The sequence below is a fragment of the Thermogemmatispora argillosa genome (genome assembly GCF_059696725.1).
In genome coordinates this window covers 3,596,823-3,609,577 of sequence record NZ_AP019377.1, presented here as the reverse complement: position 1 = coordinate 3,609,577, position 12,755 = coordinate 3,596,823, and the positions used below count along the sequence as shown (strand labels likewise).

Below are 12,755 nucleotides of genomic sequence, written 5' to 3'. Positions count from 1 at the left end.
TATCTCTCCACAGGCGAGGCAAGACAGGACATGCTCGCCTCGTTTCCTCTTACCTACGCAACACCGAGCGGCTCGCCGAGCTTAGCCGAGACCGCCCGCAACGCCTGATCCAAATCCTCGATCAGATCCTCAACAGTCTCTAGCCCAATCGAAAGGCGGATGAAATCAGGGGTGACCCCCGTCTCCAGTTGCTCATCGGGCGTCAACTGCGAATGAGTGGTGCTGGCCGGATGAATAATGAGCGACTTGGCGTCACCGACGTTCGCCAGGTGAGAGAATAGCTCCACATGGCGAATCAGCATCTTGCCTGCTTCCAGCCCTCCCTTGATTCCGAAGCCCAGAATAGCCCCATAGCCATGCGTCAGATAGCGCTTTGCCAGCTCATGCTGGGGATGACTGGGCAGCCCAGGATAGCTGACCCAGCTCACAGCCGGATGGCTCTCTAAAAACTCAGCAATGCGCAGGGCGTTCTGGCTGTGACGCTCCATGCGCAGCGGCAGCGTCTCCAGGCCCTGCAGGAAGAGCCAGGCATTGAAAGGGCTGATTGCAGCACCAACATCGCGCATCAGTTGGACGCGGGCTTTGACAATGTAGGCCAGAGGCCCAAAAGCCTCAACATAGCGCAGGCCATGATAGGAAGGGTCGGGCTCAGTAAAGCCCGGGAAACGCCCATTGGCCCAATCAAATTTGCCGCCGTCCACAATTACTCCACCGATGGAGGTACCATGTCCACCGATGAACTTGGTTGCCGAATGTACGACAATATCGGCCCCATGCTTGAGGGGCTGCAACAAATAGGGCGTTGGCAAGGTATTATCGACAATGAGGGGAATACCGTGTTCATGGGCGATAGCGGCCACGGCCTCGATATCGAGCATATCCAGCCGGGGATTGCCGAGAGCTTCGGCATAGATCGCCTTGGTGCGCTCGGTAATTGCGGCCCGGAACTGTTCCGGCTGGCGGCTGTCGACAAAACGCACCGTGATGCCCAGCTTGGGCAATGTGTAGCGGAAGAGATTATAGGTGCCGCCGTAGAGGCTGGTGGAGGAGACCACCTCATCGCCTGCTTCAGCAATGGTCAGAATGGCCAGCGTCTCCGCCGCCTGGCCGGAAGCGGTTGCCAGCGCTCCTACGCCGCCCTCTAGCGCTGCCATGCGACGCTCAAAAGCGTCCTGGGTAGGATTCATAATGCGTGTATAAATGTTACCGAACTTGCGCAGCGCGAAAAGGTCGGCGGCGTGCTCCGGGCTGTCGAAGACAAACGAGCTTGTCTGATAAATGGGAACGGCCCGGGCCCCTGTGGCGCTATCAGCCGTTTCCTGACCTGCATGCAGGGCTAACGTCTCAAAACCATAGCTACGATTGCCGTTCAGTGCCATGAGAGAATCTACTCCTAAAAAAACCAGATCTAACGACAGGCAGCCGCCTTGTAGGCAGGCTGGAGAAGCTCCAGGCGCCGGCGAGCAGTGGCCGGCAGCCTATAATCCGGCTGGCGGGCTAGGCCTCCAGCCAGCGCAGGGCGGCTTTCATCTGCTCCCACTCCTTCAAAAAAGCATCGTGGCCGTGGGGGGAATCCAGCTCAACATAGGTGGCATCACCCCCAAGCTGCCTCACACGCTCCGCCAGCCAGCGAACCCGCGCTGCCGGGAAGAGGAAGTCGGAGCGAATCCCGACAAAGAGCGCGCGACTGCGAATACGGGAAAGGGCTGCATCAAGTGAAGGATAGCCCTCACTGACATCATAGAGGTCCATCGCGCGGCTCAGATACAGATAAGTATTAGCGTCGAAGCGTCTCACCAGCGCCTGGCCCTGATAATAGAGATAATTCTCCACATCGAAGCGCGTCCCCAGGCTAGGGGTACGAGTTGGTGAAGGCACCTCGCAATTACGCGCTGGGCGGCGGGAGAAGCGCAGCTCCATCGCTTCTTCACTCTGATAGGTGATCATGCCGAGCATGCGCGCGATCGCCAGGCCGGCATCGGGTCCCTCGCCGGGCGGATAGTCCCCACCTTGCCAGCGGGGATCGAGCATAATGGCCTGGCGGCCCACCTCGCTGAAGGCGATGGCCTGGGCCGTCAGAGCGGACGTGGCCGCTACCACGATCACCTTGTCCACCAGCTCAGGATAGCTGACTGCCCACTCTAGCGCCTGCTGGCCTCCGATCGAGCCGCCGGCCACAATCAAGCGCCGGATGCCCAGGTGCTCTATCAGGCGGCGCTGGGCCCGAACCATATCACGGATCGTTACCAGTGGGAAGCGCATGCCATAAGGTCGGCCCGTGTTCGGATCGATTGAAGAAGGGCCGGTACTGCCATAGCAGCCGCCGAGCACATTCGAGCAGACGACAAAGTAGCGCGACGTATCGAAAGGTCGGCCAGGGCCGATCAGCGGGTTCCACCAGGCGGCCTTCGGGTCGTCCGGGTGCTCAGGATCATGGGCATGCGAACTGCCCGTCAGGGCATGGGCAATCAGGATGGCATTGTCGCCCGCCGCGTTGAGGCGCCCCCAGGTTTCGTACGCCAGCGTTATAGGGCCAAAATGGCCCCCATATTGAAGCGGCAACGAGTCGAAGGTATAGCTTTGCAAGCACTTCACAGGAACAGGCTGTGTACCTGTCACAACGCTGTGCTCGACGCGAGCCACCATGTGTACACTCCTTGCAACAAAAAGGGAACAAAAAAAACCCTCACCCTACCCAGGGGCGAGGGACAGTCTCTTCGCGGTACCACCCTGTTTTGCCAGCGCCTCACGACGCTGGCCTTGGAGTGTTGCCGAGCCGTCTGTTTCCAGGCGAACCGGCGACTATCGACTATCCATCACCAGCAGCACAGCCGGGTCAGATCCCCTGTTTCTTTACTACCGATCCGATCGCCCGCCCCCAGCTCATCCCGCCTCTGATCGAGAGCAGGCCCTTTGGCCAGGGTTCAGCACGCTCGCAACACTACAGCCTTTAACGGAGCCACCCGGCACAGTCTACTCGCCCGCCCACCACGGGCCTTCAACCTGCAACTCGGAGGGCATTTTCAACGCCGCCGCAGCGCCGGCATCTCAGCACCACCGGCTCTCTGTAGCCGCCTACGACGTCTACTCGTCCTCGTCAACGTTATTCTCGATTCGATTGACCGCTAGACGACTGGTGAAGCGCTTGTACCCACCCGGTACGCGGGGCAAGAAAAAACCCCTTTTTGTGAAAAGGGGTCTTTAGCATCGTTGCCAGGTTCCCCTCATCTTGCGGAACAGTGTTCCGCCGGAATTGGCACCTTGCCAGCAGCTCTGCTGGCGGGTTGCCGGGCTTCACAGGGCCGTCTCCCTCCACCCGTCTTGATGAGAGCGCTAACCGCGTCGGTTCGATTGTTCGGGTACATTATAGTTGTTAGTTAGTATAGCGGAGATGGCTGGAGCTGTCAAGGGTCAGTCTGGCGCTGGTCACCCGGCGGCCTGACTGGCTTTCCAGTCCGGTCAGTCAGGTCGCTCCCGTCCCTCCGGAGAGCGGAGACTACCATGAGCAGGAGCCAGGCGGGCGCAGAAGGGAGCGGCCGGCCGAGAGAGCTATCACTCAGCAGAGGGGAAGGATTATACGCATCCTATGAATCAGCCGAAGTGTGAGCCAATTTTGCTGCCTGCAGAGCAGGCAAGCTACGCGTGTCAGGTGCTGGCACGGGCCTTTCAGCGTGACCCGCTGATGGCCTTCGTTATTCCTAATGAGAGACGGCGCGCTGCCCTCTTACCGGCTCTTTTTACTGTGACTGTCCATTATTGTTTGCGTTACGGGCAGGTCTATGCCTCACCGGGCCTGGAAGGAGTCGCTTGCTGGCTGCCCCCAGATAAGACGACGCCGACGCTGCGGCGCCTGCTGAGCGTCGGGCTGCGTTTCCCTCCGCTACGCCTGGGACCACGCGGCCTCTGGCGTATCGGGCTTACCGAGAGCTACGCCGCTCAACAGCATGCGCTTCATACACATGGACCGCACTGGTACTTGTGGGCCTTGGGGGTAGACCCGCCTTATCAGGGACAGGGAATCGGGAGCGCCTTGCTGCGGGCCGTCTTCCAGCAGGCTGATGCCCACCGCCTCCCTTGCTACCTGGAAACCCAGAATCCACGTAACGTCGGTTTCTACGAGCGTCATGGCTTTCGCGTGGTGAGCGAAACAGCTATTCCTCACGCCCAGGGCCTGCGCTTGTGGGCCATGCTGCGTGAGGCCCAGCCCGTTCCAAATGCTCCCTTTGCCTAGCTAGCGCGCTCCGTAGCTCGGCTGGCCAAAGGCGACATGATGACGCCTCTGTCCAAAGAGCAGGTAGAGGAGTGGCCCGAGAAATGGAATACACCAGACCACCGCTAGCCAGAGAAGCTTGCCAACGGTTGAATGATCATCTTCCAAAATCATGACTGTCTCGATAATGTGCCCTAAAAGCGGTACAAAGACAATGATGAGAAAGAGCAGGGAATTGAAGAAACATCCACGTTCGCCGGACATGGCGCCTCCTTAGTACAAAGTTGCTTGAGCAGGTTAAAGAGAGGAGAGCAGACCACTCGCCAGCGAGGTCCGCTCTTGTCCAGCAGATCGCCGGGCCGATCGGCTGCGCTCTTGCGGAGAGCCCGGGATAGGACAGGACACGCTACTACCTTGACTTACAGGCAAAGTGGTCAGGAAAAGCATATTGACTATCTTTGGCTCTCCCATGCAGAGACACGGATCAGCCCGGTGCCACGGTGACAGGATGGCCGCTTCGCGAGGGGCAAGGGAAAGAGAGGAGGCAGGGCGTCAAAGCAGGACCAGGCCGCGACGGCTGGCTGCAGAGACAGGGCAGGAGCCGGCTTAGATTAGAGTGCGAGGCGTTGGCCGAGGAGGCGCCGCGCCAGGCTCATACTGAGCGGGCGATAGACGTACTCGTAGCCTCCAATGAAGCGTACCACTTCGCCACCCCAGCCGCGCTTGAAGCGATAGACGCCGGCCAATGGCTCATGCTCGTCTTCCGTCTCTGGGATGCCCCACAGATCGTAGCGGATCGCTCCAGCGGCGCGCGCGCGGCGCATCGCCTCCCACTGCAGCAGATAGTTGGGCATGAGCTGGCGCAGCTCGTTACTGGAAGCTCCATACAGATAGAGCGCTTCACGCCCCATCCGTCCCACAAAGATCCCAGCCAGTAGCCGCCCTTCATACTCAGCGAGCAGCAGATCAAGCTGATTGCGGGGCGCGAGAATCAGCCAGGCATGCTCATAGTACTCATAGCGATGAATACCAAAGCCATCGCGAGCAGCGGTCACCTTCAACAGCTCATACCAGGCACGCACATCTTCAAGCGTCTGCGCCTCACGTACCTTGACGCCACGCCGAGCCGCAAGGCGGAGATTATAGCGCCATTTCTCTTTCATCCGTGAGAGCAGCGTGGACTCATCTGCCTGGAGATCGACAATAATCGTGCGCAGCGGTTGGATCGTGCGCGCGGGACGGAAGCCAGAGGCCAGCAGGAAACGCGCGACAGCTTCGCCCTGGGGGGTACCGGCGAGTAGCGGCGGCTCCAGACGGAGCGCCAACGCTCCCCGTCGGCGTAGCCAGCCATGAAGGGCCGTCCAGAAAGCCGTAGCGCATTCCTCCTGCGACCAGTCAAGCACGGGGCCACGCGGAATGTAGGCCAGGTGGCCACACCACTGCGGCAGCCGGGCCGCGCCGCGACAGAGGACTTGAGCAGCGGCGATGATTCTCCCAGATGACCGCTCACAGAGTGCCAGGCGCAGAGGTCGCCATCCAGCTTCAGCCTTCAGCTCTCCCCATCCCCAGCTCTGCAGCAGGTGACCATCGTGTCGCTCCAGGAAGTCATCCCAGATCCGGCGCTCGCTGATTAGCCTCAAGACATAGTCTTGCCTCATGGGCCTTATTGTATCATGCTTGAAGCGGCCAGCAGCACAGAACGCCTGGATAGATAGGTAGGTAGTAGCTTTGCTGCTCGCGCGCAGAGCCAGGCTTGTCCGCTCGACCTGTCTGCCAGGCAGCCCGGGTCAGAGCGCTTCTCTCTGGCCCCGAGGGCAGAACCGGGGAGCACGCGTGCTGGCACAGCAATGATATAATATCGTCTGGTGGGTTCCACACCTGCCACGCTTGCCCACCGGCCTTCACGTGGGCAGGTGCTCAACAAGGAGAGCTAACGAGCGATCCAAGGCTGGTACTACTGGCGGGAGGGTAGCCCTCGCCGCAGATCAGGAGGCAACAGGTGAGAATAGTGATCCTCGGCTGTGGCCGCGTTGGCGCAACGCTGGCCAATATGATGGATCGCGCGGGTCACCAGGTCTCGGTCATCGACTATAGCAGTGAAGCCTTTCAGCGCCTTGACCCCGACTTCAAGGGCGAGACCATCCTGGGCAACGGTGTCGATGAAGATATTCTGATCCGCGCCGGCATCAAGGAAGCCGACGCCTTCGCGGCGGTTACCAATGGCGATAATCGCAATATTATGGCGAGCCAGATCGCCAAAGAAATTTTCCATGTCAAAAAGGTTGTTTGCCGTATCTACGATCCGATTCGGGAACGCACCTATCATGAGCTGGGATTGGAAACCTTCTGTCCCACGACGATAGGGGCCCAGATGCTCGCCGAGGCGCTTCTTGGCGAGCCTGCCGCGGCAAAAGCAGCGCAACAAGACGAGAAACAATAGAGGATAGCTCTATGTATATCATCATCGGAGGCGGTGGCGACATTGGCTACTACCTCACCAAAACGCTCCTGAGCCAGGGACATGAGGTCCTGCTTCTTGAGAAAGATGCAGCGCGCTATCAGGCGCTGAGCGAAGAGCTGGGAGAGGCCGTCGTGCGCGGCGATGCCTGTGAAGCGCGCGTCATGGAAGATGCCGGCGCCAAGCGTGCGGATGTGGTCATCGCCGTCACCGGCGAAGACGATGACAATCTGGTCATCTGTCAGATGGCGAAGCGGCGCTTTAATGTCAACCGCACCATTGCCCGGCTCAACAATCCCAAACACGAGAAGATCTTTCAGAAGCTTGGCATCGATATCACCGTTAGCCCAACCAAGGCCATCCTCTCGCTCATTGAGGCGGAGATTCCAACCACGCGCTTTGTGCCGCTCATGAAGCTACGCAGGGCAGGCCTTGACTTCGTCGAACTGCGCATCCCCGCAGAGTCGCCCACGATCGGAAAAACCCTACGTGAAATCAATCTGCCACGCAATAGCAACCTGGCCCTGATCGTGCGGAATAACCAGCCCATTATCCCCAATGCCGACACTGTCATCCAGGAAGATGATGAGATCTTTGCGCTGGTGAGTCCAGAAGGCGAGGACGCCATTCGCAAGGCTTTTGGGGCGCTTGGCTAAGCAGCTTTCCACTAGCGTTCGACGGGTTCATCCTGCTCCTGTTGCTCGCCCTGAACAACCGTGTGGCGCTGTTCCTGCGGCTCAGGGAAGGGGCGCAGAAGATCGAGCTGTTCGATCTTCCCTTCCAGATCGATCCCCTTCTTGATAGCCGGAGCGGCGCTGACACGGTTTATCCCCTGACTAAATAGCCCCCTGGGGGCATACGGGCCGCGGGTTGTGCTGCGCTCTGCGGCCAGTGTTTGCTGAGGCTGAGCGCGGCGACGGCGTAGTACCCAGGGCTGGCGACGCGGCGTCAGGATCTGCTCGGCGCTTTCGCCCTTAACCAGGGAACGGTAGATACTGGCTACCACTACCCAGGAGGCGGCCACAATCGGCGTAGCGATCAAGGCGCCGAAGGCTCCAAAGAGCTGGGCGCCAATGATCAAGGCCAGGATCGAGGCGACCGGATGCAGTCCCACCGCATGGCCGACAATGCGCGGCCCCAGCACATTGCTTTCGACAATCTGGATGATGACAAAGTAGCCGATGACCACAAAGGTGCGGGGAAAGGGTTCAGGCAGAAGGAGGGAGATCGCTACTGCCGGCAGCGAAGCCAGAGCCGGCCCTACCATCGGAATGGTCTCGAAGAGGAAAGCCAAAGCTCCCACGATCAGAGCATAGTCCTTCAGTCCTAGCCAGGGAGTGGCACACCCTACACCCGCCAGCACTCCAATGATGACCGCCAACGTCAGTTGACCACGGATATAGTTGCCGACCACGCGATTGAGCGCGTCTTCGAAAAGCAGAAAGTGTGGCAGTGAGCGGCGAGGTACTACCTGGAAGAGGCTATCGCGGATTCGCTTGCCGTCTAGCGTCAGGTAGAAGCTGAGGACAGTCACCAGGACGACATTGACGATGAGATCGGTGAGGGTGAAGACAAAGCCTACAATGTTGTTGACGAGCGAGCGCGCGAAGTCGGTCGCCTGCATCTCGATCTGCGTCAGGACGCTGTCGATTTTCTCCTGGGGAATGCCCTGGTCAACAAGGAATTTCTGGAGCTTGGCCGAGAGCTCGGGGAGCTGGTAGGCATAATTCTGAATGGTCACCGAGAAGGTCTGAGCCTGGCGAATCAGGGCAAATAGCAAGGCGTAGAAGAGGCTTCCGACAACTACCAGCACTACAGCATAGACGAGTAGCGTCGCAAGCGAGCGCGGTAGGCCATAGCGTTGCAGCCTGTCGACCAGCGGTGAAACCAGAAAGGCGATGGCCATTGCGAGCAGGAGCAGTACCAGCGCATGGAGAAATAGCCCGGAAATGCTCCATCCTAACCAGCCCAGAATGCAGATGCAGACAATGCTGATGAGAACATCACGTACACGTTGCCAGTTAATGCGCTCCATGCACTCCCTCCTTGCCAAGCTCAGCCAGTTCTAACCCCAAGCGGGCGACCCTCGCCGGAAAGGTCCGCTTCTATTATGCTCCTCTCCCAATAGGAAGACAAGCAGGAGAGGGAGCAGCGAGTACGGTCGCTTAACCACCCGGCTGCGCTTTGGGCCAGAGCTATGGTACTTAAAGAGATCACCACTTACCTAATCAGGTGGCTGCTCAGCGATGACCCCATCTCATCTTTGCTTATCCTGTCTGACAGGCAAGCCTGGAGACCAGGATCGCCGTCGTGCTCGCCCGCGTGACTTCAGGGTAAGCACGGGGCAGGAGCGGCTGGCCTGGTCACCACTTTCGCTGATCGACGGGAGAAAAATGCCTTCCTCCAACGTAACTTTTTTGAGCAGGATACGTTTGTAAACCTTGGGGAGTCTGTACGGTCGGTTGCTTCTTCATCGGCGATCAGCCAGAAGGGAGACGAAATCACACGAGCAGGCAGAGGGAGGCCAGCGCTCCTTTGCCCTTTTGAGACCCTCAACGCGCGGAGCCAACAATCAGAGCGGTACCTTGGTCCAGCCATCGTTAACCTGTCGTTCGGTTATCGTCTACGACATTGCCAGCATATATAAATTTGTAAGGGATGTGCCCATGAGCGGTCTCGCTATTGCTCTAAGTCAGACTATTATATATTGGACACTTTTGATACTACTCATTTCATGGATAATCATTTTCGCTATTCTTGCATTGCGTCCGGAATCGCCCAGCCAGGGAGAGACTGAAGGGCGTGCCCGCCACGTCTCGTCTGCCGCGGAAGCCAGTGCAGTGCCCCAATTCCAGATTTTACAGCATCTGCGCTCTCAGTCAGAGGCACTGCAAGCAGTCGGGGTAGCTGGCCGGCAGGAGCAGGACAACTAAGCTCACACGTTTTGTGATAGAGGCCAGTGCGGTTACGCAGCGCCGCACCGCCGGATTGGCAGTCTTCCGGGCCGGGGGAGAGGTGCCAGCTCTCTCCCGGCGAGAGGTAGCCTGGTTCAAGAAGATGAATATCTGATTGGCTCACCAGGTCGAGCCGGACGGAAGGAACCGTTCTCATTGAGAAAGAAAAAGTGACTGTCCTCGATCGTCACGACCATATCGGGCCTGCCATCGCCGTTCACATCCTGGAAGCTGAGCGTTACAGGAGTCAGATCCTGGCCTGGGCCGACCAACACCGGCCCCACATAGATACGGGCTTTAGTAGCATCGCCTCCGGGCAACTCAACGATCTCCACATGGCGATTGAGGTTGAGAGCAATGAAATGACTTGGGTTGGCAGGAGAATCGCTGTGACCCACCACAGCATCAATCTGGAAAGTCCGGGGACGCCCATAGCGCCAGTCATCAAGGGTGGTCTGCCACCACCCTGTCAGCGCGCTCAGGACGACCCAACCGACAACCATTACAAGCCAGCATAGTCCCAGCCACAGGAGCCAGTGATAGCGTCTGCCTGCCCGCTGAGATGCCCGGAGTGGCTCGTCAGTGTAGCGCTCCCGCTCTCGCCCTGTGCTTCCCGCATCCACTAAAGACTGACGTTCACTGGCACGGCGACGTGGAGGTACTGGCGTTCCTCCTTCGCTCTGACGCCGCAGACTACTCCGCCGTGGACCGAGGACGCTGCTCTCCGGCAGCGCATCGGCTCGCGCTCGTCCTACCTCAGTCCTGACATCGGCCAAGGCCTGATAGCGACGCACTACGCTCGTAGGCCGCACCTCTGCCCAGTACTCTTCGTCCTCTTGCCCTTCTTCTTCGCTCGTGCTTAGTAGTTCTTCCGCTGCGCTGGGCGAGCATTGACGCCGAGAGGGGGCCTCCGCTGCTTGTTGAAGATGGCTCCGGTTCAAGCTGTCACCTGCTTCCTTTCTTGCGCTAGGCTCTTGGGACGATTACTAGAAAATTTGTTCTAGTTTGTGAGGGACAGTATACCCTAGAAAGCTGTTCTCGTCAAGCTACGCTTTTCGATGTTGGGGGCTGGCCATGCAAATGAGCGATGGCTAGGCGCCTGTGCCGCTCGCTAGTGGTGGCGTTGGGTGATGCGCAGATAGAGATAGGCATCCAGCAAGCCACGCAAAGAGCCGATGAGAGCCAGCAGACCTGCCCAGAGGAGCAGAGCGATCCACGGGGGGCTGAACTGGGCAAAGAACCAGCTCTGTCTGGCGAAAAGTAATCCCCAGGCACAGGTGAATAGGAAGGCAGTTACAAACATGAAGAGGCCAGCGCAGGCGCTGGTACGTATGAAGGAGGCGACGGAGAGCTTGCGGGTCTCGATGGCGACCACCGCCCCTGGCGTCGGCGCCGCGACAAGCGCGATAAGTAGTAAGCCAAGCATGTTGAGCAAATGAGCGGGAAAGAGATGCTGAGCCGAAGTGGCCAGTGTTAAGATCAGGATAATGGTCAGGGGGAGCAGTCCGGTCAGAGCAGCTTCGACAGCCGCACGCCAGTGGACTGGTGCGCTTTCAACCTGGTCATGAGCGACATCAATCTGACCAAGCTGGCGCACAGCGTAGATATTGCTCCCTAACAGCAATGTATAGGCGAGCAGCGGTAACCAGGGGGCTGCGGCGTCGGCCAGGCCGATCAGGAGGGTAGCACCCGCCAGGGCCACGAGAGAGGCTGCGCTTGTGCGGTAGATCGCTCCGCTGACGTTGCGCAGCGCAGTGCGCGTGACTCCGCAGAATCCTTGAGCGGCGAGGGCCAGCAGATTGACGCCTGTGGCCAGTAAGACCCCGAGATCAGCCAGCAGCACTCCTTTGCCACTGCTGAGGGCATAGAGCAGGGCCAGAACTGGAAACTGAGCCACCAGAGCGATCAGGATCAGGCTGTAGTAGAAGAGACGACGCCCCTCATGGAAAACTGGTGCAGGCTCGGTCTCTTCGTCCGGCGAAACGGACGACACAAGCTGTTCCTGGGCCTGACGCTGTGAAGGCCACTCCCAGGCCCGCGGCCCTTGTTGCCAGGCGGCATGGCCGCCAGGGCCACCATGCCCGGCTCTGCCAGTTTGTCCGGCTCCTACGGCCTCGCTTACGGCCTCCCGCACCGGCTCGGCAACGGTTAGATCGCTGTTGTCAGCGTTGCCACTGATGCGCAGGACGCCCGAAGCTGGCGCAGGCAAAGCCCCTAGCACGGCGCTGCGCAGAGCTGCAGCCAGCTCCAGTGCACTCTGATAGCGATCTTCAGGCCGCTTGGCCAGCGCTTTGAGGACAACGTCCTCAACGGCTGGCGGCAGATCGGGACGCTTCTGGCGTGGCGAAGGCACTGGCTCACTCAGGTGTTTGTTCATGACAATAAAGGGTGTGGTACCAGTAAAGGGTACCTCTCCCGTTAAGAGTTCGTAAAGCACGACCCCCATTGAATAGATATCAGAGCGATGGTCGACGTCGCTGGTGCTGACTTGTTCAGGTGAGGCATACTCAACGGTGCCAAGGAAGTCGCCAATAGCCGTCAATGCCGGCAAGGTCTCCAGGCGCACAATGCCAAAGTCGCTCAAAAGTAAGCGCCCATCCAGGTGAAAGAGGAGATTCGCAGGTTTGACATCGCGATGGACTATCCCGAAGCTATGAGCGTAGTTGAGCGCGTCAGCAAGCTGACTTATGTAGCTCACAATGATGCGCAGGTCAAAGTGCCGTCCCTCGCGCTTCATCTCATCGATGCGATCGCGCAGCGTTCCCCCACGCATGTAGGGCATAACTAGATAGGCCAGGCGCTCATTACCAACAAGAGCCTCATCATATTCATAGATAGGAAGAATATTTTTATGTTCTAGGCGCGCAACAGTGTCGGCTTCGCGCCGAAAGCGTTCGAGAAAATTGCGCTGCTCCTCGGGGTCGTAGCTCAGGGAAGGAATCAAGACTTTGACGGCGACTGTGCGCACGGGCCGCGATTGTTGAGCCAGGAAAACAGCTCCCATGCCGCCACGTCCAATGATCCGCTCTAGTGTACATGTGCCAAGTGTCACGCCTAGAAGCTCATTGACGTCCATTCTCTATCCTTAAGCTCTTTTTCTTTGGTATTTTACTATCCACCGAGCAAAGAAGAA

The 12,755-nt window shown here is 58.8% G+C and carries 11 protein-coding genes and 1 riboswitch; of the genes, 4 read left to right on the top strand and 7 right to left on the bottom strand.

All coding sequences use genetic code 11. The annotated features are described in order from the left end of the window. Positions 1 to 53: 53 nt before the first annotated feature. Both AC6H1L_RS14065 and metX read right to left on the bottom strand, forming a co-directional pair. The gene (locus AC6H1L_RS14065; protein WP_497598119.1) at positions 54 to 1,379 is read right to left on the bottom strand and encodes a homocysteine synthase; all 1,326 of its coding nucleotides are present in this window, start codon (positions 1,377 to 1,379) and stop codon (positions 54 to 56) included. A gap of 118 nt (positions 1,380 to 1,497) precedes the next feature. Further along, a complete protein-coding gene (metX, locus tag AC6H1L_RS14060; protein WP_497598118.1) occupies positions 1,498 to 2,646 on the bottom strand; it encodes a homoserine O-acetyltransferase MetX in 1,149 nt (382 codons plus the stop codon). Between the two features lie 267 nt (positions 2,647 to 2,913). Between metX and AC6H1L_RS14055 the strand changes: the two genes are divergently transcribed. After that, positions 2,914 to 3,129: a hypothetical protein gene (locus AC6H1L_RS14055; RefSeq protein ID WP_497598117.1), complete on the top strand. Its 216-nt coding sequence runs from the start codon at positions 2,914 to 2,916 to the stop codon at positions 3,127 to 3,129. 92 nt (positions 3,130 to 3,221) lie between these two features. Then, positions 3,222 to 3,331: riboswitch (SAM riboswitch) on the bottom strand. Between the two features lie 255 nt (positions 3,332 to 3,586). After that, positions 3,587 to 4,231 (top strand): GNAT family N-acetyltransferase, encoded by a 645-nt coding sequence (locus tag AC6H1L_RS14050; RefSeq protein WP_497598116.1) that lies wholly within the window; start codon positions 3,587 to 3,589, stop codon positions 4,229 to 4,231. Here the strand turns inward: AC6H1L_RS14050 and AC6H1L_RS14045 are convergent, their stop codons facing one another. Both AC6H1L_RS14045 and AC6H1L_RS14040 read right to left on the bottom strand, forming a co-directional pair. After that, positions 4,232 to 4,474: a PLD nuclease N-terminal domain-containing protein gene (locus tag AC6H1L_RS14045; RefSeq protein ID WP_497598115.1), complete on the bottom strand. Its 243-nt coding sequence runs from the start codon at positions 4,472 to 4,474 to the stop codon at positions 4,232 to 4,234. A 347-nt stretch (positions 4,475 to 4,821) separates the two neighbouring features. Beyond that, positions 4,822 to 5,868 (bottom strand): lipid II:glycine glycyltransferase FemX, encoded by a 1,047-nt coding sequence (locus tag AC6H1L_RS14040; protein ID WP_497598114.1) that lies wholly within the window; start codon positions 5,866 to 5,868, stop codon positions 4,822 to 4,824. 341 nt (positions 5,869 to 6,209) lie between these two features. Between AC6H1L_RS14040 and AC6H1L_RS14035 the strand changes: the two genes are divergently transcribed. Both AC6H1L_RS14035 and AC6H1L_RS14030 read left to right on the top strand, forming a co-directional pair. Beyond that, positions 6,210 to 6,650 carry a potassium channel family protein gene (locus tag AC6H1L_RS14035; protein ID WP_497598113.1) on the top strand — a complete coding sequence of 147 codons (441 nt, stop codon included), beginning with the start codon at positions 6,210 to 6,212 and terminating at the stop codon, positions 6,648 to 6,650. An 11-nt stretch (positions 6,651 to 6,661) separates the two neighbouring features. Next, entirely contained in the window at positions 6,662 to 7,324 is a 663-nt protein-coding gene (locus tag AC6H1L_RS14030; RefSeq protein ID WP_297166768.1) for a potassium channel family protein, read from the top strand. A gap of 11 nt (positions 7,325 to 7,335) precedes the next feature. On the opposite strand, the gene AC6H1L_RS14025 is transcribed toward AC6H1L_RS14030, so the two are convergent. The 3 genes from AC6H1L_RS14025 to AC6H1L_RS14015 all read right to left on the bottom strand — a co-directional run bounded on the left by AC6H1L_RS14025 (position 7,336) and on the right by AC6H1L_RS14015 (position 12,698). Further along, complete coding sequence (locus tag AC6H1L_RS14025; RefSeq protein ID WP_497598112.1) at positions 7,336 to 8,703, bottom strand: AI-2E family transporter; 1,368 nt, start codon at positions 8,701 to 8,703, stop codon at positions 7,336 to 7,338. A gap of 1,014 nt (positions 8,704 to 9,717) precedes the next feature. After that, positions 9,718 to 10,563 carry an FG-GAP repeat domain-containing protein gene (locus tag AC6H1L_RS14020; protein ID WP_497598111.1) on the bottom strand — a complete coding sequence of 282 codons (846 nt, stop codon included), beginning with the start codon at positions 10,561 to 10,563 and terminating at the stop codon, positions 9,718 to 9,720. Positions 10,564 to 10,733: 170 nt separating this feature from the next. Beyond that, positions 10,734 to 12,698 (bottom strand): serine/threonine-protein kinase, encoded by a 1,965-nt coding sequence (locus AC6H1L_RS14015; protein WP_497598110.1) that lies wholly within the window; start codon positions 12,696 to 12,698, stop codon positions 10,734 to 10,736. Positions 12,699 to 12,755 lie beyond the last annotated feature (57 nt).

Bases quoted from the DNA above. Each gene is read 5' to 3' on its own strand.
- AC6H1L_RS14065 (WP_497598119.1), bottom strand. From the start codon at position 1,379: ATGGCACTGAACGGCAATCGTAGCTATGGTTTTGAGACGTTAGCCCTG.
- metX (WP_497598118.1), bottom strand. From the start codon at position 2,646: ATGGTGGCTCGCGTCGAGCACAGCGTTGTGACAGGTACACAGCCTGTT.
- AC6H1L_RS14050 (WP_497598116.1), top strand. From the start codon at position 3,587: ATGAATCAGCCGAAGTGTGAGCCAATTTTGCTGCCTGCAGAGCAGGCA.
- AC6H1L_RS14045 (WP_497598115.1), bottom strand. From the start codon at position 4,474: ATGTCCGGCGAACGTGGATGTTTCTTCAATTCCCTGCTCTTTCTCATC.
- AC6H1L_RS14040 (WP_497598114.1), bottom strand. From the start codon at position 5,868: ATGAGGCAAGACTATGTCTTGAGGCTAATCAGCGAGCGCCGGATCTGG.
- AC6H1L_RS14030 (WP_297166768.1), top strand. From the start codon at position 6,662: ATGTATATCATCATCGGAGGCGGTGGCGACATTGGCTACTACCTCACC.
- AC6H1L_RS14025 (WP_497598112.1), bottom strand. From the start codon at position 8,703: ATGGAGCGCATTAACTGGCAACGTGTACGTGATGTTCTCATCAGCATT.
- AC6H1L_RS14015 (WP_497598110.1), bottom strand. From the start codon at position 12,698: ATGGACGTCAATGAGCTTCTAGGCGTGACACTTGGCACATGTACACTA.